General features: G+C 57.8%; 25 protein-coding genes. 9 read left to right on the top strand and 16 right to left on the bottom strand.

Going from position 1 to position 24827, the window contains the following annotated elements; genetic code table 11:
- Nucleotides 1-43: 43 nt before the first annotated feature.
- Nucleotides 44-670 carry a hypothetical protein gene (locus HZB29_11465; protein MBI5816213.1) on the bottom strand — a complete coding sequence of 209 codons (627 nt, stop codon included), beginning with the start codon at nt 668-670 and terminating at the stop codon, nt 44-46.
- A 165-nt stretch (nt 671-835) separates the two neighbouring features.
- On the opposite strand from HZB29_11465, the gene tatA reads away from it, so the two are divergent.
- The gene (tatA, locus tag HZB29_11460; GenBank protein ID MBI5816212.1) at nt 836-1042 is read left to right on the top strand and encodes a twin-arginine translocase TatA/TatE family subunit; all 207 of its coding nucleotides are present in this window, start codon (nt 836-838) and stop codon (nt 1040-1042) included.
- Nucleotides 1043-1048: 6 nt separating this feature from the next.
- Nucleotides 1049-1348 (top strand): hypothetical protein, encoded by a 300-nt coding sequence (locus HZB29_11455; protein ID MBI5816211.1) that lies wholly within the window; start codon nt 1049-1051, stop codon nt 1346-1348.
- A 43-nt stretch (nt 1349-1391) separates the two neighbouring features.
- On the opposite strand, the gene nikR is transcribed toward HZB29_11455, so the two are convergent.
- Nucleotides 1392-1808: a nickel-responsive transcriptional regulator NikR gene (gene nikR, locus HZB29_11450; GenBank protein MBI5816210.1), complete on the bottom strand. Its 417-nt coding sequence runs from the start codon at nt 1806-1808 to the stop codon at nt 1392-1394.
- A 97-nt stretch (nt 1809-1905) separates the two neighbouring features.
- Nucleotides 1906-2745, bottom strand: a complete 840-nt coding sequence (locus HZB29_11445) for a hypothetical protein (GenBank protein ID MBI5816209.1) — start codon at nt 2743-2745, stop codon at nt 1906-1908.
- Between the two features lie 159 nt (nt 2746-2904).
- Between HZB29_11445 and HZB29_11440 the strand changes: the two genes are divergently transcribed.
- Nucleotides 2905-3675, top strand: a complete 771-nt coding sequence (locus HZB29_11440; GenBank protein MBI5816208.1) for a hypothetical protein — start codon at nt 2905-2907, stop codon at nt 3673-3675.
- An 18-nt stretch (nt 3676-3693) separates the two neighbouring features.
- Here HZB29_11440 and HZB29_11435 read toward each other — a convergent pair whose 3' ends face one another.
- On the bottom strand, nt 3694-4470 hold the full coding sequence (locus HZB29_11435; protein MBI5816207.1) for an undecaprenyl-diphosphate phosphatase: 777 nt from the start codon (nt 4468-4470) through the stop codon (nt 3694-3696).
- 142 nt (nt 4471-4612) lie between these two features.
- Between HZB29_11435 and lysS the strand changes: the two genes are divergently transcribed.
- The 3 genes from lysS to HZB29_11420 all read left to right on the top strand — a co-directional run bounded on the left by lysS (nt 4613) and on the right by HZB29_11420 (nt 6989).
- On the top strand, nt 4613-6190 hold the full coding sequence (gene lysS, locus HZB29_11430) for a lysine--tRNA ligase (GenBank protein MBI5816206.1): 1578 nt from the start codon (nt 4613-4615) through the stop codon (nt 6188-6190).
- Between the two features lie 63 nt (nt 6191-6253).
- A complete protein-coding gene (locus HZB29_11425; GenBank protein ID MBI5816205.1) occupies nt 6254-6544 on the top strand; it encodes an AbrB/MazE/SpoVT family DNA-binding domain-containing protein in 291 nt (96 codons plus the stop codon).
- Entirely contained in the window at nt 6522-6989 is a 468-nt protein-coding gene (locus HZB29_11420) for a PIN domain-containing protein (protein ID MBI5816204.1), read from the top strand. Before HZB29_11425 ends, HZB29_11420 begins: the two co-directional genes overlap by 23 nt.
- A gap of 20 nt (nt 6990-7009) precedes the next feature.
- Here HZB29_11420 and truB read toward each other — a convergent pair whose 3' ends face one another.
- The 7 genes from truB to HZB29_11385 form a co-directional block, all read right to left on the bottom strand.
- Entirely contained in the window at nt 7010-7957 is a 948-nt protein-coding gene (truB, locus tag HZB29_11415) for a tRNA pseudouridine(55) synthase TruB (GenBank protein MBI5816203.1), read from the bottom strand.
- A 131-nt stretch (nt 7958-8088) separates the two neighbouring features.
- Entirely contained in the window at nt 8089-8589 is a 501-nt protein-coding gene (locus HZB29_11410; protein MBI5816202.1) for a TlpA family protein disulfide reductase, read from the bottom strand.
- Nucleotides 8590-8624: 35 nt separating this feature from the next.
- Nucleotides 8625-10052 carry a hypothetical protein gene (locus HZB29_11405; protein ID MBI5816201.1) on the bottom strand — a complete coding sequence of 476 codons (1428 nt, stop codon included), beginning with the start codon at nt 10050-10052 and terminating at the stop codon, nt 8625-8627.
- Nucleotides 10049-10864 (bottom strand): hypothetical protein, encoded by an 816-nt coding sequence (locus HZB29_11400; GenBank protein MBI5816200.1) that lies wholly within the window; start codon nt 10862-10864, stop codon nt 10049-10051. The genes HZB29_11405 and HZB29_11400 overlap by 4 nt, the downstream gene beginning before the upstream one ends.
- A 19-nt stretch (nt 10865-10883) precedes the next feature.
- Complete coding sequence (locus HZB29_11395; protein MBI5816199.1) at nt 10884-12914, bottom strand: hypothetical protein; 2031 nt, start codon at nt 12912-12914, stop codon at nt 10884-10886.
- Between the two features lie 19 nt (nt 12915-12933).
- Nucleotides 12934-14757 (bottom strand): glutamine--fructose-6-phosphate transaminase (isomerizing), encoded by a 1824-nt coding sequence (glmS, locus tag HZB29_11390; protein MBI5816198.1) that lies wholly within the window; start codon nt 14755-14757, stop codon nt 12934-12936.
- Nucleotides 14758-14772: 15 nt separating this feature from the next.
- The gene (locus HZB29_11385; GenBank protein MBI5816197.1) at nt 14773-15972 is read right to left on the bottom strand and encodes an NTP transferase domain-containing protein; all 1200 of its coding nucleotides are present in this window, start codon (nt 15970-15972) and stop codon (nt 14773-14775) included.
- 167 nt (nt 15973-16139) lie between these two features.
- Here HZB29_11385 and oadA point away from each other — a divergent pair, with 167 nt between their 5' ends.
- Nucleotides 16140-17882 carry a sodium-extruding oxaloacetate decarboxylase subunit alpha gene (oadA, locus tag HZB29_11380; GenBank protein MBI5816196.1) on the top strand — a complete coding sequence of 581 codons (1743 nt, stop codon included), beginning with the start codon at nt 16140-16142 and terminating at the stop codon, nt 17880-17882.
- A 44-nt stretch (nt 17883-17926) separates the two neighbouring features.
- Nucleotides 17927-18370, top strand: coding sequence for a hypothetical protein (locus HZB29_11375; protein MBI5816195.1), 444 nt, complete (start codon nt 17927-17929; stop codon nt 18368-18370).
- A gap of 7 nt (nt 18371-18377) precedes the next feature.
- On the opposite strand, the gene HZB29_11370 is transcribed toward HZB29_11375, so the two are convergent.
- The 5 genes from HZB29_11370 to HZB29_11350 form a co-directional block, all read right to left on the bottom strand.
- On the bottom strand, nt 18378-19181 hold the full coding sequence (locus HZB29_11370) for a hypothetical protein (protein MBI5816194.1): 804 nt from the start codon (nt 19179-19181) through the stop codon (nt 18378-18380).
- 51 nt (nt 19182-19232) lie between these two features.
- The gene (locus tag HZB29_11365; protein MBI5816193.1) at nt 19233-19412 is read right to left on the bottom strand and encodes a hypothetical protein; all 180 of its coding nucleotides are present in this window, start codon (nt 19410-19412) and stop codon (nt 19233-19235) included.
- Between the two features lie 27 nt (nt 19413-19439).
- The gene (locus HZB29_11360; protein MBI5816192.1) at nt 19440-19694 is read right to left on the bottom strand and encodes a carboxymuconolactone decarboxylase family protein; all 255 of its coding nucleotides are present in this window, start codon (nt 19692-19694) and stop codon (nt 19440-19442) included.
- A 151-nt stretch (nt 19695-19845) separates the two neighbouring features.
- Nucleotides 19846-20424: a sigma-70 family RNA polymerase sigma factor gene (locus HZB29_11355; GenBank protein MBI5816191.1), complete on the bottom strand. Its 579-nt coding sequence runs from the start codon at nt 20422-20424 to the stop codon at nt 19846-19848.
- Between the two features lie 37 nt (nt 20425-20461).
- Nucleotides 20462-23065: an SLC26A/SulP transporter family protein gene (locus tag HZB29_11350; protein ID MBI5816190.1), complete on the bottom strand. Its 2604-nt coding sequence runs from the start codon at nt 23063-23065 to the stop codon at nt 20462-20464.
- 434 nt (nt 23066-23499) lie between these two features.
- Here HZB29_11350 and HZB29_11345 point away from each other — a divergent pair, with 434 nt between their 5' ends.
- The gene (locus HZB29_11345; protein MBI5816189.1) at nt 23500-24738 is read left to right on the top strand and encodes an ABC transporter substrate-binding protein; all 1239 of its coding nucleotides are present in this window, start codon (nt 23500-23502) and stop codon (nt 24736-24738) included.
- Nucleotides 24739-24827 lie beyond the last annotated feature (89 nt).

Here is a 24827-nt window from a genome sequence, read left to right as displayed (position 1 = left end):
GAAACACTGGGCATCGCGGCGCCGCCAAAACTGCCCGTCTAGATCAATTATTGCCCTTTAACAGCTCACTTTCAACCGCCGGCAGGATATTACGCCAATCGTCCAGAGCGGGCGCTATCTCATACTCCAGAAGGTCGGCCACCATCACCCAGTCGCTGGACTCCTGCGCGTCCATAACTTTTTTCAGCATGGAAAGGAGACGCTCCTCCAGCCCCGTGAAAGTCTGCCCCTTGGACGACAGATTCCCAAGGTCGTTGCGGGCGACGGACTTGGCCGTCTCGATAAGGTCGGTGAAAGCTGTGATCCCGTCCAGAATCTTCACCAGCATGGCGTTGCCTTCTTCGGCGGAGCCCAGCCGCAGCACGTCCGCCGCCTTGCCCACCCCGGGGGACATGGTGGAAAGGTATTCCCCCATCCGCTTTAGCAGCGAGACGGTCATTTCTATCGGATTTTTTATGGTGGTCACTTCGATGGTCTTGATCTGGCCGATGGGGGCGGCCGCCTTCGGGGAGCCGGGTTCCAAATATTCGCCGTTGACTGTCAGCGACGCGATAAGCTCGCCAGGGGCCAGGACTGCTTTTGACAGTTTGTCCACGGCGCCGGCCAGATGGGTCACGCCGGTAAGGTCCACGACGGCCTTTGCGCCGTTGACGGTTATTTCAGGCTCCATAAAAGGGCTCCCCTCGATTACTGGTTTTAATGTGGCTTTAAATCGCCCGTCCCGTTAAAATAGATTAAGTATATCAGCAATGAGGCCGTTGAAAAACCCTCGTTGTTGCGGCGGCGCCCCCAAAGCGGCGGACGCCTTTGGCATCGGCTTGAAAAGGAGAGTCAAATGTTCGGAATCGGCATGCCGGAGCTTATAATCATCCTTCTCATCGCCCTGGTGGTGTTCGGGGCAAAACGCCTGCCGGAGATAGGGGGCGGGCTTGGCAAGGGGATACGCAACTTCAAGAAGTCCATTTCCGAGACCGAATCGGAAATAAAGGGCGCCGCCGACGAGGCCCAGAAGGCCATAGACGAGGGGAAAAAGGGCGCCTGACCCGCCATGGACAGGGAAATCAAGGTCGCATGCCCCGGATGCCAGACCATCCTGATTGTGGACAGGATCACCGGAGAACTGATCGAGACCCGCAAGCCGCTGGTGGAAAAGTCCAGCGGAGACAGGTTCATCGACGCCTTCACCAAGGCCAAAGACGACAGGGACAAACGCGCCGGAAAGCTCGACGACATCGCCGGCCAGCTTGAAAAGAAAAGGAAGATGGCCGAAGAACTTTTCAAGGCGTCGCTAAATGAAGCGAAGAAGGAAAAGGACATAAAGCCGAACAATATTTTCGATCTGGACTGACGGCGCCCCCACATCAGAATCCGGGCAGGTTTGAAACCCGCCCCTACTTTAGCTTCTCCCCCGTCGAGCTCATCGAAAGCTCCACGTGCAAGACCCCCTTCTGGCGGCGGAGCTTGTCGGCGATGCTTTTTATCATCGCCGCGCGCCCCTTTATCATTATCATCTCCGCGCAGATGTGGTGCGAAAGGTGGACGTGGGTGGCGGCCAGCACCGCCTCGTGATGGTCGTGCTGGAGCTGCGTGAGTTTGTTTGAAAGCTGCCGGGCGTGATGGTCGTACACCAGTGTGACGGTCCCGACCGCCTCCTCGTTTAGCTCCCATTCCTTTTCGACAAGCCGGGAGCGTATCAGGTCGCGTATGAACTCCGACCTGTTGGCGTAGCCGCTTTCCTTGACGAGCTTTTCCAGCTTTCCGGAAAGCGCCTTTTCGATGGTGAAACTAAGCCTGCCGATTTCGGACATGGGGCCATTCTATACATTCGCGGCGGAAATGCAAACGGCGGCGCGGGCGAAAAAAAAGGGCGGCCCGCCAATGGAGCCGCCCCTGATGGTCCTTGGGTTACTCGATGATCGAGAAACGGAAATTCGTCGTAGTCGTGGCCATATTGGGCTTGAAGAAGGAGCTGCTGGTGTTCCCGCCGGCGGTAAAGCCGTTCAACCCCTCATACGAGCCGGAAGTGGGGACCCGGTAAGTCTCGATGAGGACCGGGCTGTTCGCGTCCGTCACGTTGTACAAGGCGCAGCTTACAAGTCCGTCCCCGCCGCTTTGGCCCCAATCGTTCATGCCGCTGTTAACGGTGGTGTCCCACGCGCAGTCCCACTTGTACGACTGGGTCAAATCGTATTTTGGCGCGTCGAAATTGTTGAATTTTTTCTCGCAATAGCGGATGGACTCCGGTATGCACACACCGTCGAACCGCTGGGTGACAAGCCGGGTCTCGATATCGCCGTCCTCCGCGAAACGGTTGCCCAGGATATGCCAGTTCACCTCGTTGTTCAGGCCGTAGCCATTGGACAAGTCCTGCCCCAGGGCCATAAAGGCCATGAACACTATGTCGTCCGTCGGCCAGGGGATCATGCTCCAGTCCAGTTTCGTGAAGGTGAATGTGACGCGCCCCTTGTTCACCTTGCGGGAGCCGAGCTGGACTCCGCTATCGTCCAGCGTCCCCTGGTTTATGTTGACGGTCTCACCGTCCACAAGCGGGCCGCATTCTGAATAAGTCCACACCACGTTGCCTTCATGGGCCGGGGCGCAGGAGGAGTTGACCGGTGTTGTGGTGTCTGTTGAGGTGGAGGATGACCCGGACGAACTTGAAGAAGACGATGAGCCGGAAGAGCCTCCGCCGCAGCTTGCCGCCAAAGCGGTGGTAATCAGTAGAAAAAACAAATTCTTTATCACTTTTATTTTCCTTACAAGCAGGTGATTCGGACCAGTTGCGCCCAATGCGCCCGTCAATTGTATCCGATGGCAATGATTCGTTCAAGCGGCGCCATTGCGCCATGGGCCGCCGATGGGATAGAATCAGCCAGATTGAACAATCACAAAGTGGCTTAAACGATGGGCGAAATAAGGGTGTACGAAGCGGCCAGGCGGCTTGGCATGGACACGATGGAGTTCATGGACCATCTGGCGGCCATTGGGACACAGGCTCAAAGCCCCATATCGTTCATAAGCCAGGAAGTATTTGAGCAAATGACGGCGTCAATCGCCGCCGCGCCGAAAGGAGAGCGTAAAATGGACCAGACGATAAAACCATCCGCCGAGAACACTGCAAACGAAAAAGACAAGGGGCGCCTTTCACTGGTGACCCCGGCGGCGGAGCCTTCGCAGGCGCCCGGACCCATTTCGCACGAGACGGACGAGGACGAGGACACGGCAGAGCCGGTTGCGGCGGCCAAGGACGATGTGCCGGCATGGCAGGCGCCCGCGGAGCGTCCGGCCAGTTCCGGCGGACCATACAGCGCGATTCATTATGTGACCATCGGCATCGCAGGGGTGGCGCTTTTGTCGGCGCTGGTGCTAGGCGCGGTGGTCAGCCGCCACACTTCGGAGCTTTCAAGGATATCCGACGCGTCCGGTGTGATGAAAACGGAGATCGCCACTTTATCTTCCGGAGTGAAGACAAACCAGTCGCTGATAAACGACACGCGCCTGACGGTGACCGACCTTAAGAACAAGGTGGAGCTGAGCCGCAGGATACAGACAAGGGACGCCCTGGCGGAGCGCGCCGCTTCCATCGAGGAACTTTCGGCGGTGATGCCGGCCGGCTCGGCGGAGAAGATGCGGTCCATCTCGGCCCAGCTTAACGCGCTGGCCGCCTCGATGTAACGCGGGGCGGAGTTCTCTTCAGGAAGGGAGCAGCCCCGCCAGCAACGCCGCTCCGGCGATTATCCTGTACACTCCGAACGGGATGAATGTGTGCCGCCGGATATAGCGCAGGAAGAATTTGATGCACCCCATGGCGACGATGAACGACATCACAAATCCCGCCGCCAGCGACCCGAACTGCTCTAACGAAAAGGCCCCGCCGGATTTGTAAAGGTCGTACGCCGTGGCGGAAAACATTGTCGGCACAGCCAGCAAAAAAGAAAACTCCACTATCAATCTGCGCCGCAGCCCCAGCAGCAGGCCGCCTATAATCGTAATGCCGGAGCGGGACACGCCCGGTATCATCGCCAGCGCCTGGAAAAAGCCGATCATTACGCATTGGGCGTACGGCAGCCTTGATATCTCCTCTATGGCGTCATCTTTTTCCCGGTGGAGCATCTCGAAGGCTATCAGCACCACCCCGCCGATGACAAAGGCCCAGGCGATCACCGAACCGTTGCCCAGCAGATATCCCTTCACCACCTTGTAAAACGCGAAGCCCAGCGCGCCGGTGGGTATGAATGTGACGATGAGCCTTTTCACGGTCTCCATGTTCGTGAAAAGCTCCTTCCAGTACATCACAACCACGGCCAGGATCGCCCCGGTCTGGATGGATATCTCGAAACTTTTCATGTAATCGGTGTGCGCCAGGTTTAAAAGCTTGGCGGTGATGATAAGGTGCGCGGTGGAAGATATGGGGAGAAACTCTGTCAATCCCTCCACGATGCCCATGATTACGCTGTCGAAAAAAGTCACAACATTCCCTTCCATGCAAGTAGGATCGGCGGCAGGGCCAAAGCCAGCGCCGGAAGGATATTAGACCATCCGCCGCGTGGATTCCAGCGATAAAACAGGCGCGTCCTTCGCGTGCTATAATTAAAAAATTTTGGAAGTGGAAATGACCGAATACAGGGAATGGCCGTATATCGAGGCGCAACGCATCCTCGGCAGGCTTGAAAAACTTGGCAGGAGCAACTTCACCGCGGAGACAGGCTACGGCCCATCCGGCCTGCCGCACATCGGCACTTTCGGCGAGGTGGCGCGCACGTCGTTCGTGCTCCAGGCGCTAAAGACGCTGGCCCCGCAAGTGAGCGCACACCTTATCGCCTTTTCCGACGACATGGACGGGCTTCGCGAGGCCCCGCGGAACATACCCAACCGCGACATGGTGAAAAAACACCTTGGAAAACCGTTGACGGCCGTGCCCGACCCCTTCGGCGAAGAGCCGTCTTACGCCCATTACATGAACCGCAAACTGCGGGAGTTTCTGGACTCGTTCGGGTTCACCTATGAGTTCTCCTCGTCCACCGGAAAATACAGGTCCGGCGCGTTCAACGACGGGCTCAAGCGCGTTTTGGCCAATTACGGCGAGGTGAAGGAGATGTTCACCCGCGAGATCGCCGAGGACAAGCGCGAGGCGTGGAGCCCCTTTTTCCCCATCTGCGAAAGCTGCGGCCGGATATACTCCACCCGCGTCACAGCTTTTGACGCCGCCAATTCCACCATATCGTATTCGTGCGAGGTGGACGCGGAAGGAAAGTTCAAGTCCTGCGGGCATAAAGGGACAGTCAGCGCGCTGGACGGCGGGTGCAAGGTTGGTTGGAAGGTGGACTGGGCGTTGCGCTGGTTCTCGCTTTCCATAGATTACGAGATGCACGGGGAGGACTTGACCGAATCGGCCCGGCTCTCCTCCCGCATCGTCAGGACCCTTGGAGGCGTGCCGCCGGAGCTTTTCAAGTACGAGCTGTTTCTGGACGAGACCGGCAAGAAGATTTCCAAGAAGCTTGGCAACGGCATATCCATCGAGCAATGGCTGCGGTATGCCCCGGTGGACTCGCTGCTTTACTTCATGTACATAAAGCCCCAGGTGTCCAAAAAAATGGGGCTGCCCATCCTGCCGGAAATCGTGGACCAGTACTTGGATCTTGTGGCAAACCACGACGGTTCGGCGGACTCGCCAGTCCCCTTCGTCTCCCGCCTTTCAAAGGGCGCCCACGCCGGGGCCCTGCACGGCGGCAAGGTGGTGACATACTCGATGATATACGAGCTTATCGTGGCGCTCCGGCAGGACGATCCGGCCATCGTGCGCGATTTCCTCGTAAAATACCAGCCGGAGATAAAGGGGAACATCGAGTATTACGACCAGCTCATCGCCGACGCGCTGATCTACTACCGCGAGGTGTACCTGCCGAACGTGAAGGAAGAGGCGGCCGGGCACGAGATGGACGAGGTATTGCGGGCGTTCCACGGGGAGCTTTCAAAACTGCGTGACGCCGGGGGCGAACCGGATCCGGCGGCGATACAGACATTGACCTTCCATGCCGCCAAGGAGCGCGAGATAAAGCCGAAAGAGTGGTTCAAGACGCTGTACCGGGTGTTCCTGCGCCAGTCCTCCGGGCCGAAGATCGGCAGCTTCATAGCGCTGCTGGGATTGGACAAGGCGATGGAACGGATAGAGACGCATCTGAAGGGGTGATCCCGCGCTTGCGGTTAAATCAGAATACTGATATTCTGAATTCAGAAAACGGAGGCGTCAATAATGTTTGCGGCAAAACCGGCGGTGGCGGAAATAAAGGCCCGGGGCCAGCTGACCATACCGAAAAAAATCAGGGATGCGGGCAATCTGGATGAAGGGCAGGCGGTGGCCATCATCCCGGTGGGGGATTCGATCATCGTCACCCCCAAACGGCTTGAGCTGGAGGAGGCCCGGCGGCAAATTAAAAAGATATTGAAGCAATCCGGGCTTGCCGCCGATGATCTTATCGCCGGGCTTAAGGAGGACAGGGAAGCGGTCTTCCAAAAGATATATGGCAAGAAAAGAGGCCGTTAGGGTCTTTCTGGACTCAAATGTCATCATCTCCGGAATCATCTCGGACAAAGGGGCTCCTCGAATAATCCTGGACTTGCTTTCATTGCGGCTTCCATTTCTCGCCGGGTTCACCGGTGAATACAATCTTATCGAGATCGAACGAAACATCCACCGCAAAATACCCGCCGCCCTCCCGGTTTACAGGGAATATCTTCCCCGGATGAACCTTGATGTGGTCCCTTTGCCATCGGCGGAGCAGGTGAAAAAGGCGAAGTGGAAAATGCCGGCCAAAGATATACCGGTGGCGTTGTCCGCCGTGAACGGGAAAGCGGACTATCTGGTGACAGGCGATAAAAAAGACTTCACCACATTCAGGGCCAAGGGGATCCATCGTTTCAAGGTGGCAAGCCCCGCGCAATTCGTGGACGATGAATTGCCCCGGATCATCAAGGATTTTGCGGGCTGAGCAAAAAACGTCCCGTTACGCTATATCAGCACCTTTTTGGGGATTATGGTGGTGAAGGGGAAACCGGCCATCGGTATCCCGCATTTCATCCCCACGCTCAAAAGCTCCCCGCTTTTGGACTCGACGCGCACATAATCGCTCCCTTCCACCTCCTCGAAGCTTGCGATCTCCGCCACGCCCACCGGCATTCCGTTTTTCAGCCGCTCGGCCCCGTGGGAGATGACAACCGCCTTTGACATGTGCGAAAGCCCGTTGGACAGGGTCAGCAAGTGGGTCATCACTTCCTCTTCATTCCCGCTTTTCACTTTTTCCAGCGGCATGGCGCTGTCCGCGGAGAAATGGCCGGAGCGAAGCCTTGTAAGCTCGCTTAAATGGCCATGGACCCCCAGTTTATCACCGATGTCGTGGCAGAGGGTGCGGATGTAGGCGCCGGCGGTGACGCGCGCCACGAACCGCACGTGCGGCAGGTCCACGCTTATCACCGAAAGGTCGCTTACCACGGCGTTGATTGGCTTGCGGTCCACGGTGATCCCTTGCCGCGCAAGGTCGTATAGCCGTTCCCCCTGTATCTTTTTTGCGGAGAACATGGGGGGTATCTGCGTTATCCCGCCGGCAAAGCTCATCACGGCCTCGCGCACAGCCTGTTCAGTCAGGCCGGATGTGTCCGCCGATTCGGTCACCTTGCCGCTTTTGTCCTGCGTGTCCGTCGCCTCGCCGAGCTTTAGGACAGCTTCATACACCTTGTCCTGTTTTTCCAGGAACGGGAAAAGCCGTGTGGCCCTGCCGATGCCGACGGGCAACACGCCCGTGGCAAGGGGGTCTAGCGTCCCTATATAGCCCACCTTCTTGGCCTTCAGTTCCCTTTTGACGACGCGCACCACGTCCGCCGACGTCATTCCCTCCGGCTTGAAGATGTTCAGAAAACCTTCGAATTTTTCCATGACCACTTTCTTTGGGAAAACTTTCATTTTATATCAATTGAGTGTCAATATGGAAATATTCGCCCCAACTTGGCGGTGGGGGGCGATCAGAAAGCTATTTCCACCGGGACGGTGGCGCCAGGTTCAGACGCTTTGGCCCGGGCCCGGCCGCGACGCCGTCACTTGCCCGGGGCCATCTTCGCGATCCAGCCTTCCAGCTGATCGGCGGTGATGGCTCCGGTGTGCTGGCCAACGATAAGGCCCTTGCCGTTGATGAAAATCGTTGTGGGCAGGCCCATCACCCCGTATTTTTCCGCCGTCTTGCCGGCGGCGTCCAGCGCGTTGGGAAAGGTCACGTCCAGCGGTTTTAGAAAAGAGTTCACCATTCCCTTTTCCTGATCGAAGTTCACCCCTACAACGGTGACGCCGTTTCCCTTGTGTTTCCTGTGCGCAGCCTCAAGCGCCGGCATCTCCTTTTTGCAGGGGCCGCACCAGGTGGCCCAGAAGTTGAGTATCACCGCTTTCCCCTTCAGAGAGGCCAGCGAAAGCTTTCCCCCCTCCGCCAGTTCCATATCAAAAGAAGGGGCGGGCGCAGGGGCGGCGGAAGCGTCCGCTGCGAAGGCTGGCGCGGCAAGGGCGGATGAAATCAGCAGGGCCATAAATGCGGCGTAAAACTTCATTTTCTTCTCACCTTCACTATAGTGTATCGCGATATTCAGTTAAGCGGAATGCCGCCGTTGTTGCGGCTGGGCAGGTACATCCGCTCCACATAATCGGGCGCCAGTTTCTTAAGCTCGGCGAATTCGGCGTTGGCCAGCGCCGCCTTTTCCATTTTCTCGTACGTCTTGCCAAGGTAGAACCTTATCACCGCCCTGTCCGGCGCGATTTTTTTCGCTTTTTCCAGCTGCGCCGCGGCCTTGTCCAAAAGCCCACCCCGGTAATACGCCAGCCCGATGGCCAGGTATGACAGCGCCAGATGGGGATCACCCGGCGCGTCCTTGAGGGCCTTATCATACCACGATATCTCATCGGCGGCGGCGCCTCCCAGGCCGATCTTCCGCCCGTTGAGTATTTTCGACCGGGCCGCGAAATACGTCCGCAGCAGGTCCGTGTCCTTATGTTCGGCCACCTTTATATGTTCCGTCACCGGAGAACGGTAATTCATCCAGAACGCGAAATTGTCCGCAGACCGGCGCATCTCCTCGCTTTCGCCAGTGATGGAGGGGCTTGTGATGGATGGGATTTTTGCGGTGTGCGCCGCCATCCCATCCAGCGCCGCCTTGATCCCACCCTGGTCGTTTATGTAAAAAGAAAGGAAGCTGTATGGATCGTTCCACTCCACCATGTCAATCCTGTCCGCCGATTCCAGCCGCTTTTTCACCCCGGCTCCGTCCATCAAAAGGGGTTGGACGGAGCCGGTCAGCGCGATCCACGAATTCACAGGATTCATATCGCCGCTCCAGACGGTGACATATGGGAACGCCGCCGCGAACGACGCCGCAAGTTTGCGCATGTCATCTGTTTCAAGGGATGAAAGATGAATCCACTGCACAGCGATACCAGCAGGTTTAAGCAGGCCTTTCATGGCCGCAAAGCTTTCCACGGTGATTGCAGATTTGTCCTCCAGCGTATCCTGCGAGTCCAGCCCCGCCACGATCACGTCATACGGTCCCTTGGCCGATTTGAGCCACTTGGCAGCGCTGCCGTGGAGGGTCTTTACGCGTTTGTCCTTCATCGCCGCCGGGGCCATGACCGCCGCCGCGTCCGCCATCGCGCGTGATTCGGCCACAACGGCCACATCCTCCGCCCCCATCGAAAGGGCCACGCCAACAATTTCGCCGTTGCCGGGGCCAATGACAAGGGCTCTCTTGGCTTCCGGCGCCAATATGAACGGGTAATGCGCCCTCCGGACGGTCCCGTCACCCGCGTAAGTGACGATGCGGCCGGCTTTTTCGATACGCGGGACTCCCGCGCCGCTTTGGATCACGGACACCTTTGCGCCCGCGGAATCGGCGGTGAAAACGGTCTTTTCCCCGTCCCTTGCCACTACGCTTTGCGCGGAGGCGGGGGAGGGGAGGGACAAAACAGTCAAGGACAGGGCCAGGCTTTTGGCGGCGCCGTCAAGCGCTTTTCTCCATCTCATACAGGCTTTCTCAAAAGTTCAACTCCCGCGCCGGCCCCTTTGTTCCTTATCAGCTTTTCCCGCTCGTAAAATCCCTTGGGGACGGTGGTGTTCGGATATATCCAGCAGCCCGAGCCTATTACAGAACCGGGGCTTGTGACGGTGTTGCACCCGACCTCCGAATAATCACCGATCACCGCGCCGAGTTTTTGCATGCCGCTCATGATGGCGCCGGAGGCTGTTCTTATGATTATCTCTTCTATCCTGTCCTCCAAAAGTTCCTCTTTCGAGCGGAACTGGAGGTTGGCAAGTTTCGTCCCCGCCCCGATGTTCACATGGCTTCCAAGGATCGAATCGCCCACGTAGGCGAAATGCCCGGCGTGGGTGTGGTCCATGAATATGGAGTTTTTCACCTCCGTCACATGCCCCACAACGCTGTTGTTTCCGATTATCACGTCGCCGCGCAGGTACGCCCCCTGCCGTATCTCGCAATTATTCCCGATATAACACGGCGCTTTTATTATGGCGCCCGCTTCCAGAAAAGTCCCCTCGCCGATGGCGATGCCCGATCCGGCGATGCGGACGGGGGAGGGGAGGAAGAACGAACGGGAAACGGTCATCGCGGTCTCGCGCGGCTTGCCTGTGCTGTCGCGGATGGACTCTATGGACGCAAAACCTTCAAGGAGTGATACGCCGGTACCGCCGGATTTGGCGAGAAAATCAGCGATGATTTTTCGTATGGACGATACCGCCGACCAGGGTTTTTCTCCTGAGCGCACTTCGGCTATGAACGCGAACTTGTTGTCCTCGCAGAAATATTCCGAGAAATTCATCACGCCGCCTTCCGGTGGTTTAATTGCGTATTCCAGCCATTTGATCAAGATACCATTTTCCGCGTTCCGTGGGGCGGGCCCCCGGCGCGGCGCTGTCCAAAAGCCCCTGCCTGTTTCCGGTTTCGTTGAGCAGCCGCCCGTACTCCGCCGGGGAAAGTCCACCGACAGGCCCGGCTGGGGCTCCTCCGTTGGCCGCCGCCGTCAGCAGTTCACGTTCCGCCGCCGCAAAGGTTTTTGAGAGGTCTTTCATGTTTGCCATTATATGCCGGATCACTTTTTCACCGATTGCCAGGACTGTGTCCTTTAGCTCAACCGGGCATCGCAGGCTCACCCCGGTCTTGTCCTCCGTGCCCGAATTGCGGACGAACACCGAGGCTGTGTGCGTCCCGTCGACGACTATCTTGATGTATAGCATGTCCGGGTCTTCCAGGCGTATCATTTCCTCCGCCACGGCGGCAGGCCACGCCTCCTTGAGCGATTGCCCGATTGTCCGCTCCGCCTCCGCCCACACCGGCGAGCCGCGTTTCCACCGATCCTTGTCCACATAGAAGGCGTACAGCGTTTTCTTGAATCCGGACGGGTAGGGGCGGCGCAGGAATGCGTATCTTTGCGCCGGGGTCATGGCTTCTATCTCACCGCTCTGGAATATCGCCGCTATAGTGTTAAGGCAGCTTTTGATCCCGTTGCCCGCAAACGCGGTGACGGGGCCGGATGGCGCCCGCAAGGTTGCGCAGGTGATATTGTGCCCGCTCTCCTCCCCCCCTATGGCGAAGGTGATGGACTCCGCTTCGGCCGCCTCGGCATTATTATCATCGAGTATCTTTTCTATCTCGTCCGCGCTGGGCCACTCGGTGAATGCGGCGGCCTCCAGCTTTTTCCATCCGGCGCCGTCCATGCGTGGTTTGACGGACGAAAGCACGGCGTTGAGCAAAAGCCACTTGTCCCCCACGGACGCAAGAGCCGTTTCGTATCCAAGCTCACTGGCCTTCACGCTTGCGTTCAGGTCGCTCTCCACGGTGTTCACGAAAAGCCCGTTGCGCTTTTTCATCCGCATCGCCTGCAGGATGGCGGTCTCGTCCCCGGACAGGTTGAAGACTATCCCGGTGAATGGATCGTACACAAGCAGGAAGAACCGGTCACCATCACCGTCGAACACGGCGCACAGGACAAAGGCTCCGCCGTTTTTCGCCTCGTCACGCTTTTGTTTTCCAAGATCGAATAATTTCGCGGCAGCCTCGTGATCGCCAAACCTTCCGCCGTTCGCGGCCATTTCCGGGGTGATTTCGTGGACACCTTCCAGGTCCGCCACGCCGGAGCGAAGGTTTATGTCCGATCCGGGCCTGTTGTTTACGATGTGGACGGACCCCAATCCGATGTCCCCAAAAATTTCCTTGGCCATGTCCGAACAGGCGCCGTTGGCGCAGTCCACGATCATGTGGACGGATTTGAGCTTGTCCGGCGACGTGATCCAGCTATTGGCGGGATCGAGGGTGAACCGGACAAAGAACTTCGCGGCGTCAGCATGCGCGTCCGTTTTCTTCCCGGCAACGGGCAGGTCCTTCACAATCGTGTAATCGGTGTTCATGACAGCTTCGCTAAGCTTCAAGTCATCACCCGGCAGCAGCTTTAATCCCCGCCGTGTAAAAATCTTGATGCCGTTGTACGAGGCCGGATTGTGCGACGCGGTGATTACGAACGCCCCCGCCGCGCCGATGTATCGCATATATAGCGATACCGCCGGTGTAGGCATTATGCCCACGCATATAGCGTCGCCACCCGCCTTTAATATCCCGTCCACCGCCGCGCCGGTGAACTTGCCGGAAACGTCCCGCGGGTCCCACCCGATCACAAACCTTTCTCCGGCCGATGCGAATCCGTTGTCCATCAGCCATTTCACCCGGCAATAGGTGTACAGTTCGGCGAACTGTTCCGTCATGATGTCTTTTTCAAGGAAAGCGCGTTGGGGGGAGAGGCCGGAAAGGGAAGGATCAGCGGCGTCCACGGTCACCCGCCGCACCCCGTCGGTCCCCTGTAGTCTTATCATCGGCATGCGTTTTATAACGCGCCCGTCACGCGACGGTGACGGACTTGGCCAGCGCCCTGGGCCTGTCTATGTTGCGTTTTAATGTGGTGGCGGTGAAGTACGAGAATAGCTGGGCCGCCACGATTTCAAAAAACGGCGCGGTGAACACCGGGGCCTTCGGCAGCGCTACTATGGCCGAAAAAGGGAGCGACTTCACGTTTTTCGGCTCGAACATGAACCCCAGCACATAGCCGTTCCTTGCGCGTATCTCCTCGGCGGAGGAGAGGGTCATCTTGTAAAGCTCCGTGTCCTCCTCCGGCGGCATGAACACCACGGAGTTAAGGTTGTCGTCTATGAGCGCGATGGTGCCGTGCTTTAAAAATCCGCTGGGCATCCCTTCGGCGTGGACGTACGACACCTCTTTCATCTTCAACGCCGATTCGCGCGCCACAGGGTAATACCGCCCGCGTCCCAGGAACAGCCAGTGCTTTATGTGGCTCTGCTCCTTGGCCACGGTGTGCACGAAGCCCGATTTTTCGTTGAGTATCCTTTCAATGGTCCCCGGCATCTCCCGCAGCTCTTTTTCGTGCCGGGAAAAGTCCTTCTGGGTTATCACTTTCTTCATCAATCCCACTTCCAGCGCCAGCCGGGCCATTATCACCATCTGCGCCAGCGCCGCCTTGGTGCTTATCACGCATATCTCCGGCCCGGAGCCCTGCAGCACCAGGTGGTCCACCATCCTGGCCATGGACGAGCCCATCACGTTGACGATTGCCCCGGTGACCGCCCCGCGCGTCTTTGCGTGGCGCAGCGCCGTAAGCGTGTCGTACGTCTCCCCGGACTGGGAGGCGGCCAGCACCACCGTGTCCGCGTCCACCTGGGACAGGAACTTGAATTCGTCCGACGAAGCGATGTTCGGCGTCATCCCCGCGTACGCGCTGAAATAATACTGGGCGAACTGGGCCACGTAGAACGTGGTGCCGACGCCGGTTATGAAGAACTTCCCCTTTTCGCAGATCACCCGTGCAAGGGTCTTGATTCCCTCGCGGTCTATGTCCATGGCGTTTTTCACCACCTGGGGCTGTTCGTATATCTCCTTTAGCATGTAATGGGGGAAGCCGCCTTTCTGCGCCATTTCAGAGTCCCACATCACTTCCTGCGCCTGCTTGATCACAATCTCGCCGGAGTCCAGGCTCTTTATCGCGTGGCTGTCGTGGGTGATGATGGCGTATTCCCGGTCGTCCATCACCACCGCGCTCTTGGTGTGCTCTATGAACGCGTTGAAGTCCGACCCGATGTAGTTTTCGTTGCTGCCAAGCCCGATGATAAGCGGGCTTTCATTGCGGGCGCAGTATATCCTGTCCGGCTCGTAAGAGCAGATCATCCCCACCGCGTACGTCCCGTCCAGCTCATGCATGGCCGAGACGAAAGACTTTTCCACCGACTTGTTCTTCTTGTAGAACTCCTCCACCAGATGCACGATCACCTCCGTGTCCGTGTCCGAAACGAACCGGTGGCCGCTTTTCATCAGCTTGGTCCGCAGGGTGACATAGTTTGAGATGATCCCGTTGTGGGCGATGGTGAACGCCCCGTCGCAGGACGAATGGGGATGGGCGTTGGCCTTGGTGACCCCGCCGTGGGTGGCCCACCTTGTGTGGGCGATCCCCACATTGCCGCACAGGTCGGAAAACCGCTCCTTTTCCCGCACCTCGTCCACGGCGCCCACGTTCTTTTTTATCGCGGCCCGGCCCGAGCCGTTTATCAGGGCTATCCCGCACGAGTCGTATCCCCTGTATTCCAGGTTCCTTATCGACTTGACCAGCTTTTCCGAAATATCATCGGTGGCCGCGATTCCCGCGATTCCGCACATCTTGTATAAAACCCTCTATTTGACGGAGAGGTTGTGGTCTATCACCCGGCCCGCGTCCACCACCGTGCCGGCGGCGAGGGTGTTAGAGGCGCCGATCACGGCGTTGTCGCCGATGAACGCGCCCAGTTTTTTAAGCTCGGTGTCCAAAGCTTTACCTTTTATCTTCACCCGGGCCCCTTTTTTATCAATCGGCTGGTTTATCGTCATGGTCCCCGCGCCGATGTTCACGTTCTCACCGATCACCGAGTCCCCGATAAAGCACAGCCTGCCCACCGTTGCCCCGGGGAAAATCACGCAGTTTTTCAGCTCCACCCCGTGGCCGATGACGCTCCCCCCGCCGATGCAGGTGTATGGCCGGATCAGGGCGTTATGGCCGATATATGTCCCCGGCCCGATGTACGACGGGCCCTCCAGCGCCGCGCCCTGCATTATCTGCACCCCTTCGGCTATCCGCACAGGCCCCTTCAGGCTCGCCCCGGAAAGCTCCACGCTTTCGTGGATGGAGGCCTCTTTCCAGGTGTCCATGATCGCCTTGTTGGCGGTGAGGATGTCCCACGGATAGGCCATGTCCAGCCACTCGTCCTCCCAGATGGAGGCGCGCAGGGTCTCTTTTTTTATCAACGCCTGCAAGGCTTTTTCCATGTCCCCCCCGGCGTTGGAAAGATAGTCGAAAAACCGCGCCGGAAGCACGAACACCCCGGCGAGCACGTAGTTGCCAAGTCCCTCGCTCTTGCTTGGCTTTTCGATGATCTTTGTGATCTTGGCGTCCTGCCCCAAATACACGTTGCCGTATTTCTCGGATGCGCTGGTAAGGCATATGGCCGCGGTCGGCTCGTTGTGAAGCGAGAAGGACTGTATGGTGACGTTGAATATGTTGCTGGTTGTCAGCGTGTCCGCGTACACCAGCAGGAAATTGTCCCCCGGGGCGAACTTCCCCTTCGCCTTTAATATAGCCTTGCCTATGCCGTCCGGCTTGCCCTGGTCTATGAAATGGACCGACATGCCGGTGGGCTGCGAGGCTGTCAGGTGATCCCGCAGCTTGTCCTTCTGGTGGCCGATGACGGTAGTGACGTGGTTCACCCCCGCGCTTTTAAGCGTCTGGAGGATATGGTCAATCACATGCTTGCCGCCGACTGGAATCATCGGGTTTGGGCGGGTCTCCGAGAAAGGAATCATGTTCCCCCCCCTGCCGCCGGCCATCACCAGAGCTTTCATTTATTTGATCCGAAAGTAAATTGAATTAGGGATTATAACCCACGGGGCCTTGGCGCGCAATCGCACCGCTGGACAAAGCCGGTTCTCCCGTTTACAATCTCCCATTCCGGCCACATGCCGGGAATGCCGGATTTAATATGTCCAACGGCCCAGTTTTAACGTATAACATGACGAAAAAACCGCTGAGAATAACCGAAGTCGTCCTGCGGGACGGGCACCAGTCGCTCCTGGCCACCAGGATGAAGACCGAGCACATGCTCCCCATCGCAGAAAAGATGGACCGCGTGGGCTTCTGGTCCGTGGAGATGTGGGGAGGCGCCACGTTCGACTCGTGCATCCGGTTCCTCAACGAAAATCCGTGGGAACGGGTGCGGGCGCTCAAAAAGCTGATGCCAAAGACCCCCTTCCAGATGCTGCTTCGCGGGCAGAACCTGGTGGGATACCGCCATTACGCAGACGACCTGGTGGAAAAATTCGTGGACCTTTCCTGCGAGGCGGGGATAGACGTTTTCCGCGTCTTCGACGCGCTAAACGACCTTCGGAACATCCAGACATCCATCGCCCGGGTCCGCAAAAACGGAAAGCACGCCCAGGGCGCCATAAGTTACACCGTCAGCCCGGTCCATTCCGTGGCCCTGTTCGTGGAGATGGCCCGCCGCCTTGAGGACATGGGGGTGGACACCATATGCGTAAAGGACATGGCGGGGCTTCTGGCGCCGTGGGACGCGTTTGAACTGATCTTTGGAATCAAGACCGCCGTGAAGGTCCCCGTGCATCTGCACACCCACGCCACCGCCGGATTCGCCCCGATGACGGTGGTGAAGGCCATAGAGGTCGGCGTGGACGGGGTGGACACAGCCATGGCCTCGTTCTCCATGGGCACAAGCCACAGCCCCACGGAGACCCTGGTGGCCGCGCTCAAAGGTACGGACAACGATACCGGGCTCGACCTTGAGCTGCTCTCGGAGATAGGCGAATACTTCGCCGGGGTGCGAAAGGAATATTCGGCGTTCGAGTCGGCCTTCACCGGGGTGGACGTGAACATCCTCAAGTCGCAGGTCCCCGGGGGGATGATATCCAACCTGGAGTCCCAACTGCGCCAGCAGAACGCCTATGACAGGCTGCCGGAGGTGATGGAGGAATTGCCGCGATGCCGCAAGGACCTTGGATACCCTCCGCTGGTGACACCGACTTCGCAGATCGTTGGGACGCAGGCGGTGATGAACGTGCTGATGGGGCGCTACAAGACCATCACAAAGGAGACTTCGGCGCTAATCGAAGGCAAATACGGGAAAGTGCCCGGCGACATAAGCCCGGAGCTTTTAAAGAAGGTCTGCGGGGAGAATCAGCCGATCACCGTGCGCCCGGCGGACTTGCTGGAGCCTGAATGGGACAGGCTTAAAAGCGAAGTGGCGGACAAGGCGGTGAAGGACGAGGATGTGATCATCTTCGCGCTGTTCCCGCAGGTGGCCGAGCAGTACATGAAAAAGCGGGGCACTCCGCCGAGCGAAAAATTCAAAAAAGACGAACCGGCCGCCCCGGCCCAGCCTAAGGCGCAGGCCGCGCCGTCCAACGTGTTCCGTGTGACGGTGAACGGCAAGGTTTACGACGTGAAAGTGGACGACATGGATCCAGGATCGTTCACGGCGCCCATGGCCGTGGCGGCGGTGACAGCTCCCGCAACGGCCATTGCGGAAGGATCAGCCGTCAAATCGCCTTTGGCCGGGTCCATATTCAACATCCTGTGCAAGGAAGGGCAGAAGGTGGATGAGGGGGACCTTCTTATCGTGATGGAAGCGATGAAGATGGAGACCGAGGTCCACGCGCCGATGGGCGGAACGGTCACTTCCGTCGCAGTCAACCAGGGGGACAAGGTCGAAAGCGGGGACACGCTGCTGACGATAAAGTGAATCCGGGCGCAGCCGCTTAGGATGGCATCGGGAGAACGCTCACCATGAACCGCGCAAAATATTGGGTATCCAGGCTTTTTCCAGCCGTGGCGTTCATTCTTCTTGCCGCCGCGTCCGGCCAGGGAGAGCGGCTTTTCGAGGCCGATTCCAAGACCTCCGGGAACTCAAAAATGGACATCATCATCAAGGAGACGGAGCGCCGCCCTCAAGTTTCCGTCATCGAGATCAAGATAAACAATGCCGGTTCGTCGGTTGGTTCTTCATTTTTCCTGCTTTGCTCCATACGGAAACTTGCCATTGAGCGCGGACAGTATCATTACATTGTCAAGCTTGAGGAGATTCCAAAGCGCCACATGATGACCATCGCCTTCCTGGAGCGGCCGGACGAGGACATCTCCGGGGCCGGGCCGGAATTCACTGGGATCACACCCGGCAAAGGCGTTATCGATCTGGAACAGTTCGCCCCCATATGCGGCATGATGAAGTGACGCCGGGCTAAAATATGATCTCTTGTTCCAGAAAAGCCTCGCTTGTCCAGTTGGCCATTTTCAAGTCTCCGTGATATTCGTCAGGGACTTCGTAAAACCTCAACGTGATGACAGCCTCGCGGATCCGCCCGCGAAGCGATGATGGCAGGCCGAAGGCCAAAAGGCGTTTTTCCCCGCTTTGAAGCTGGGTGTTTTCCAGCACCCTGAAAGGCATTATCCCTCCCATAAGCTCGGTTTTCTTGGTGAAAACGCTCGTGATGTTGTGCAATTCTCTTCCATCGGCGTCCCGCAGGGAGATTTGAATCGCCAATATCCGTGTGCCGCAGCTTGCGGGGACCGCGTGGCCGGAAACCCGGTTTTCCAAAAACAGGCTTATCCGGGGAAATTCAAGTTTGACGGCCGAGACGGCCAGATCATCCTGGTATATCCTCACGTTGCGCGTGGCGGTGTCGAATCCGTGATAACGAATCCCATTGACCCCCTGTTTCATGTGGCAGTCCTGGCAGGTTACTCCATCTTTGGCGGCCCGGCTATCGAGCCATTCGCTGTGAACGGTCATTATCCCGGAGCCGGACATGGGATTTTTCATTTCATGGCATTTGGCGCAAAAATCGGCCTTTTTCATTGCGGCCATTCCCGGCCTGTATTTTTTTGAATGGGTCTGCTCGATGGAATCGCCCTCTATGGCCGGGCCGTGGCAGGTCTCGCAATTCACCCCCTCTTTGGTCTCCCGCTGCCCATGACAGGCGTAGCACATCGAAACGCCCATAATCGAGTCCATGAGGAAATCGTTCTCAAGCTTCTCCCTCACGCTGTGAAAAGAGCCGCTGGTGTTGGCCAGCGCATGCCGGGAGTTTTGGGCTCATTGGCCGTAAATGTCCTTGTGGCATCCGCCGCAATAGGCCGCCCCTTTATGCTTTCCCGGCTCATACCTGGGAGCTTTCATCGCCTGCATGTCCCTGAACATCGCGCAGGAGGCCGTTATCGCCAGCAGCGCCAGGGCCAATAAGACAGGATAGCGCTTTAAATGATTAATTTTCATTCAAAGCCCCCTTCCGCCGGTGAACGGTCACGAACCGCATCCGCACCCCTCTTCCTTTGCGCTGTTGGCCGGAGCGCCTGCCAAGGTCAATTGCGCCGCAAATGCGTCCGTTTTTGACGCGGCGCCTTTGCGCACAGCTTTCCCCATTTCCAGCGCTTGGGCTATTTCAAGCTCGTCCGCCCCATGTTCCGCCGCTTTTCCCGCGTGGTAGCGCAGGCATGGGTGGCAATTGGCGGCAAGCGACGCGCCGACGGCTATCAATTCCTTGAACTTTTCTTCCATTTTCCACACTCCTTAAAATCATCCGCTGCATTTTCGTTCCGGGCCGGCTCCTCCCGGCGCGTATCGTGCCAGGATGGCGTTTACGCGGGATTGCCGGCATTTCTGAACTTATAGACGGGGGAGGGGATGGAAAGGATACGCTCGGGCGGAATTAAAATGTGATATTCAGCGCGCCCTTGCGGTCGCACGAAAGCCCTTTGCCTTGGTCCTGATAAAAATTGCAATTGGACGCCAATTCTTCCTTGAGCATGGCCCTTGCGCGATGGAGCCTTATTTTGACCGTGCCGACCGTCACGCCGAGGATTTCGGATATCTCGGAGTTTTTCTTCTCCTCCAGCTCGCTAAGGACAATGACGTCGCGGTACTGTTCAGGCAGCTTTTCGATAAAGCTCCTTATGCATTCGTTCATCTCATTTCTGATAAGCCGCTGGTCTGGGGACGGCCCATTGTCCGGGGTATCCTGTCCGGGATCGCCTTCCGGCCCCCGGGCCGGTTTTTTGAAGGCCGGGCTTCGCAATTTGTCCAGCGCGGCGTTCGCCGCTATCCGGAAGACCCATGTGGAAAGGGAAGATTCCCCCCGAAACGAGCCTATGGAGCGCCTGATACGCATGAAGACCTCCTGTGTAAGGTCTTCGGCCTCATTCTCGCCGGCAAGCCGGGCAAGGTAGCGCAGAATGGCTGGCTGAAAGGTTTTGTAAAGCGCCTGAAACTCTTTTTCATCGTATTCCATAAACTTTCCTAAAGCGCGCAATCCGAGGTTTGACCGCCTATAGCTCTATCTGCGACACCATTATATTGGCCGTCCGCAGCCGTTCGGTCAGCTCCAGCCCGATGTTGTGATAGAACTTGAGCCCCAGCGGGGGGAACTGATCGCATATTTTCCGGAAGTTGCCCAGCGTCAGCGAATAGCACACAAGGTCCGTGTCCGCCCGGGCGTTGGCGGTGCGCGACTTGCTGTATATCATCCCCTCGCCCACCACAGTCCCCGGCCCGCACGTCTCCAGCCGCCTGACCGCCCCCGTCTCCGGCGCCTTGATATATATGGTGGCGAACCCGCTTATTATAAAGTACATGTTGTCGGCCTTCTCGCCGCTTTGCAGGATCACGCTCCCCTTGGCGAAGCGCTGCATCTTCAGGAAATTCTTGAACACGTTTATTTCCTCTGGCGGGAAATCCCTGAACAGCCCCGATTTTTCCAGCGGGATCACGTTGTCGGGGAAATATTCGCTGAACATCTCCTCCTCGAAAAGGTCCACGAGCCTCTGGTTGTCCATCTTCGCTGCTTCCACCGACGGGAAAACGTTCTCTTCCCCCAAAAGCGTTATGATCCCCAGCCGGTCAAGCCCCTCCCGCATCGGGCCGCTTGCGTCCACCGGGCAAAGGCCCAGCCCCGCCTTGGTCTTCTGGGCGAAGGAATACGCGCGGCAGATGAAAAGCTGTGTCCAGGGCTCCACCGCGGTAAGGCTCTCCAGATTCACCAGGAAATACCGGATCCCCTTGCCGGCCTGTTCGTTCCACCACGCCAGCAGGTCCTCTACGTCCTCTTCCGTGTAATGGTCGCGCAGGGCCACCACGCTGACCCGTTCGTTGACGAAGTCCAGGAACTTGGATTCGATGTGCACGGTGAGGGCCAGGTTTTCCGCCCGCTCCAGGGCCATGTCCGTGTCGTCGAAGAAATTCTCCGGGCCGATGGAGTCTATCACCCCCATGTCCTTGAAGAACCGGCCCAGACTGCTCTTTTCGTTCACGCCGCTTATGAAAAGCTGTTTATGGTTCTTCTTTAGCGTGGTGTGCGACTGGTCGAGGATCTTAAGCCCCGTGCTGTCTATCTCCTTCACCCTTTTCAGGTCGATTATCACCGCCAGGGAGCCTTTTTTGACGGTCTTTTCCACTTCCAGGGCCACGAAATCGGCGCTGCCGAAAAATATGGCGCCCTCAAGCTCGAAAATGACGATCTTCCTTCCCAGCCCCTGCAGAAGGCTTATCACATGGCCCGACCTGCGCTTGCGCGAGCGGACGGAATCTCCGTGGTACACCCTCCTGATGGGCGAGCGGCTCATCTTCGCCATGAATATGATGGCCGAAAGGAAAAGGCCGGATGCCACGGCCGCCACCAGGTTGAACACCACCGTGACGATCACCACCGCGAAGATCAGGGCCAGGTTGTTGACAGCCTCCCTTTTGTTGAGAATCTCCTTGCGGAAAGCCTTGCCGATCAGCGACAGCGTCCACTTGTCGAAAATCTTGAAGGCCACGTATATGACGTTCACGGCGATCACGGTCTTGGGGATGAGCTCCAGCGCGCCGGAGAACACAATGAGCCCCGAAAGCAGGATCAGCCCGGTGAAAATACTGGACAGGGCGCCTTTCCCTCCGCTGGTGTAATTGATCAGCGAGGTGGAAAAATAGCTCCCCCCGGCAAGCCCTCCGGAGAGGCCTGAAAGGACGTTGGTGGCGCCGTAGGTCTTAAGCTCCCTGTTGCTGTCCAACGGAATCTCCGTGGTGTAGCCGATGCTGAGCAGCGAAAGGAGCGACTCCACCGACGAGAGCATCGCGATGGTGACGGAGGCCAGGACGATGGTGATCACCACGTCGAAATCCTCCTGCGCGGCGAATCCGCCGAAGAAGTCGAACGAATAGGCCTTCGCCGCCTCCGAGAATGACACCTCCATCAGAGTGGCCGACCCGAAAGTGGCCCCCATCGCCGCGAAGGTGTGATAGGCGGCGGTCCCGGCGAAAAAGCCGACCAGCGTGGCCGGCAACCTGGACTTGAAGATATTGGCCCCGGCGATGGCCAGCACCGTGGCGGCCACGACGGCGAAATCGGCCCAATGCAGGCTTTCCATGTGAATGAGCCAGTCCGACAGCGAATCCTGGGGCTTCAAGCTTAAAAAAGAGCGGGTCTGCCCCAGCACTATAAGGACCACGGAACTGTTTATATACCCCGCCAGGATCGGGTACGGGATGAATTTGATAAGTGTGCCGAAACGGAAAAACCCGAAAAGGAACTGGAAAACACCAGCCAGAGTTACCGCAAGGAGCGTTATGGCCATGACGCCGGAAACAGGATCCAAAGAGGCCATGAAGTCGTGATTATGGACCGTAAGCTGGGCGAACATGGCGCCGATGACGATGGATGCGACAGAGTGGGGGCCGGAGATAAGGCCGGGCGCGCCCCCGAGGACTGGGTGCAGGACGCTGAGGATTATCGCCCCTGCGAAGGCGGACATGACTCCCACCGGCAGATATTTGTCCCCCAGGGGGGCGAAGGCAATGACGCCGTTTGCTATGATGAACGGGATCATCTGGTATGACGAGGAGATTGCTCCTGTCAGCTCGCCCTTCAGGTTGGCGTTCCTAAGACCATTCAAAAAAGCCGGCATATGTATTTCAAACGAGGCATTGTAAACGCCACGGTTTCTGGCGCATCCATATAGTTGAACATGCAACCCGGTTCAGGGTCTAAATTATGCTTGCTCGCATGAAAGATTTCAAGCTTCATCGGCGCCTTGTGGCGGGGCCGGCTTGGTCTGTTATCTGCCGGAATTAACATGATTTAGATAGCCAACACTTCGCTTGACTTGTCTTTCAAAATACGGTATCGTTCGTTCGCGTAAATTTGGTTTTGCGCCGGAGGGCGCAAGGCTCAGGTTTTACCCGCAATAGGGGTTTGCCCGGCCGGATGCGGACGGGAAGGGGAACGCGCGGGGCATACGTTGAAATCAAAACGGCGCCTGCCATGGCGGCGCATTTTGACGGGTTTTTGTTACCAAACAATTTCAGTGAGGGAAGAGGATCGGTGATTATGAATAAAACCAAGGCATTGCTGTACGCATTACTCTCCGTATTCATGTGTATGGCCGCCGCTCCGGCGTATGCGGCGGACGCCATCAAGATCGGCGTCATCCTGCCGTTGACCGGCAGCCAGGCCAAAGAGGGATATTTTGAAAAGTCCGCCATTGACATGGCGTTCGAGGAAATCAACGCCAAGGGTGGCGTGGGCGGCAAGAAGCTGGAAGCTGTGGTGGTGGATTCCCAGAGCAAGCCTTATGTGGCGAAAAACGCCGCCAACCAGCTGGTTGAAAAGGACAAGGTCACCGCTCTGATCGGCGGTTACGCTTCGGACGAGGCTTTTGAGATCGCTTCCGTGTCGGTTGCCACGAAGACCCCGTATCTGGTTCACACCGGTTCGGCCGACAAGATCACCGAGCTCGCTTCTTTCAAGGGCGCCGCCGCCGCGTCGTTCCCTGTTTTCAGGATGAACCAGCCCGCCAGCGAATGGAACAACGGGCTTAAGTCGTTTTTGACCGAAGTTGTCAAACCGAAGACCGCCGGCATCGTTTATGACAAGCGTCTTTTCGGCGCGAACCTCGCCGAGGCTTTCGAGGCGGTCTGCAAAGAGACAGGCGTGTCCGTCGTGTTCAAGGAAAGCTTTGACAGCAAGGCCAAGTCCTTCAACCCTGTCATGTTCAAGCTCAAACAGGCGAAGCCTGATGTGGTGTACATGGTCGCCTACGCTTCCGAAGCCCCGGCGCTCATGAAGGAAGCCATCAGCCTTGGCATCAACCCGATGGTGTTCGCGGGCGCTGGCGCCGGGTTCGCCGGCGCGGAGTTCCAGGACAAGGCCGGGGCCGACGCCGAAGGCGTTGTGTCCACAACCCTGTGGGACGAGGCTTTGGGCCTGTCTGGCTCCAAGGAGTTCGCCGCGAAGTTCCGCGCAAAGCACAAGAAAGACCAGAAGTACAAGTACTATGGCAAGAAGGAAATGGAGATATCCTACCACGTGGTGGAGGCCTACTCCGCTCCCTTCGTGCTGGCGGACGCTTTGGGCAGGGCCAAATCCACCGGTGCCGAGGACGTGAGGGCCGCCCTGGCCGCCACGGACGTGAAGACGGCGTTTGGCGCGGTGAAGTTCGGCGCTTACGGCTCCAAGGTCAACCAGAACAAGCTGGACACCTATGTGGTGCAGTGGCATGGCGATTCTTTGGACCTGATATGGCCGAAGGAAGTCGCCAAGAGCCAGTTTGCTCCGAGGAAGAAATAACCCGGAACGGACTACGTTCTTAATCAGACGGGCGGATTATTTGATCCGCCCGTTTTTTTTACCATGTCTTCGGCCGGATGTCTTAAAAC

The sequence above is a fragment of the Nitrospinota bacterium genome (assembly GCA_016235255.1).
In the GTDB taxonomy this organism is placed as follows: domain Bacteria; phylum Nitrospinota_A; class UBA7883; order UBA7883; family JACRLM01; genus JACRLM01.
Note: the sequence above shows the minus strand (reverse complement) of the source record. Positions and strands in the feature narration are given on the sequence as shown.

What these genes read in the sequence shown, in the direction of transcription:
- HZB29_11465 (MBI5816213.1), bottom strand. Translation starts at nt 670, where the DNA reads ATGGAGCCTGAAATAACCGTCAACGGCGCAAAGGCCGTCGTGGACCTT.
- tatA (MBI5816212.1), top strand. Translation starts at nt 836, where the DNA reads ATGTTCGGAATCGGCATGCCGGAGCTTATAATCATCCTTCTCATCGCC.
- HZB29_11455 (MBI5816211.1), top strand. Translation starts at nt 1,049, where the DNA reads ATGGACAGGGAAATCAAGGTCGCATGCCCCGGATGCCAGACCATCCTG.
- nikR (MBI5816210.1), bottom strand. Translation starts at nt 1,808, where the DNA reads ATGTCCGAAATCGGCAGGCTTAGTTTCACCATCGAAAAGGCGCTTTCC.
- HZB29_11440 (MBI5816208.1), top strand. Translation starts at nt 2,905, where the DNA reads ATGGGCGAAATAAGGGTGTACGAAGCGGCCAGGCGGCTTGGCATGGAC.
- lysS (MBI5816206.1), top strand. Translation starts at nt 4,613, where the DNA reads ATGACCGAATACAGGGAATGGCCGTATATCGAGGCGCAACGCATCCTC.
- HZB29_11425 (MBI5816205.1), top strand. Translation starts at nt 6,254, where the DNA reads ATGTTTGCGGCAAAACCGGCGGTGGCGGAAATAAAGGCCCGGGGCCAG.
- HZB29_11420 (MBI5816204.1), top strand. Translation starts at nt 6,522, where the DNA reads ATGGCAAGAAAAGAGGCCGTTAGGGTCTTTCTGGACTCAAATGTCATC.
- truB (MBI5816203.1), bottom strand. Translation starts at nt 7,957, where the DNA reads ATGAAAGTTTTCCCAAAGAAAGTGGTCATGGAAAAATTCGAAGGTTTT.
- HZB29_11410 (MBI5816202.1), bottom strand. Translation starts at nt 8,589, where the DNA reads ATGAAGTTTTACGCCGCATTTATGGCCCTGCTGATTTCATCCGCCCTT.
- HZB29_11405 (MBI5816201.1), bottom strand. Translation starts at nt 10,052, where the DNA reads ATGAGATGGAGAAAAGCGCTTGACGGCGCCGCCAAAAGCCTGGCCCTG.
- HZB29_11400 (MBI5816200.1), bottom strand. Translation starts at nt 10,864, where the DNA reads ATGAATTTCTCGGAATATTTCTGCGAGGACAACAAGTTCGCGTTCATA.
- HZB29_11395 (MBI5816199.1), bottom strand. Translation starts at nt 12,914, where the DNA reads ATGCCGATGATAAGACTACAGGGGACCGACGGGGTGCGGCGGGTGACC.
- glmS (MBI5816198.1), bottom strand. Translation starts at nt 14,757, where the DNA reads ATGTGCGGAATCGCGGGAATCGCGGCCACCGATGATATTTCGGAAAAG.
- HZB29_11385 (MBI5816197.1), bottom strand. Translation starts at nt 15,972, where the DNA reads ATGAAAGCTCTGGTGATGGCCGGCGGCAGGGGGGGGAACATGATTCCT.
- oadA (MBI5816196.1), top strand. Translation starts at nt 16,140, where the DNA reads ATGACGAAAAAACCGCTGAGAATAACCGAAGTCGTCCTGCGGGACGGG.
- HZB29_11375 (MBI5816195.1), top strand. Translation starts at nt 17,927, where the DNA reads ATGAACCGCGCAAAATATTGGGTATCCAGGCTTTTTCCAGCCGTGGCG.
- HZB29_11365 (MBI5816193.1), bottom strand. Translation starts at nt 19,412, where the DNA reads ATGAAAATTAATCATTTAAAGCGCTATCCTGTCTTATTGGCCCTGGCG.
- HZB29_11360 (MBI5816192.1), bottom strand. Translation starts at nt 19,694, where the DNA reads ATGGAAGAAAAGTTCAAGGAATTGATAGCCGTCGGCGCGTCGCTTGCC.
- HZB29_11355 (MBI5816191.1), bottom strand. Translation starts at nt 20,424, where the DNA reads ATGGAATACGATGAAAAAGAGTTTCAGGCGCTTTACAAAACCTTTCAG.
- HZB29_11345 (MBI5816189.1), top strand. Translation starts at nt 23,500, where the DNA reads ATGAATAAAACCAAGGCATTGCTGTACGCATTACTCTCCGTATTCATG.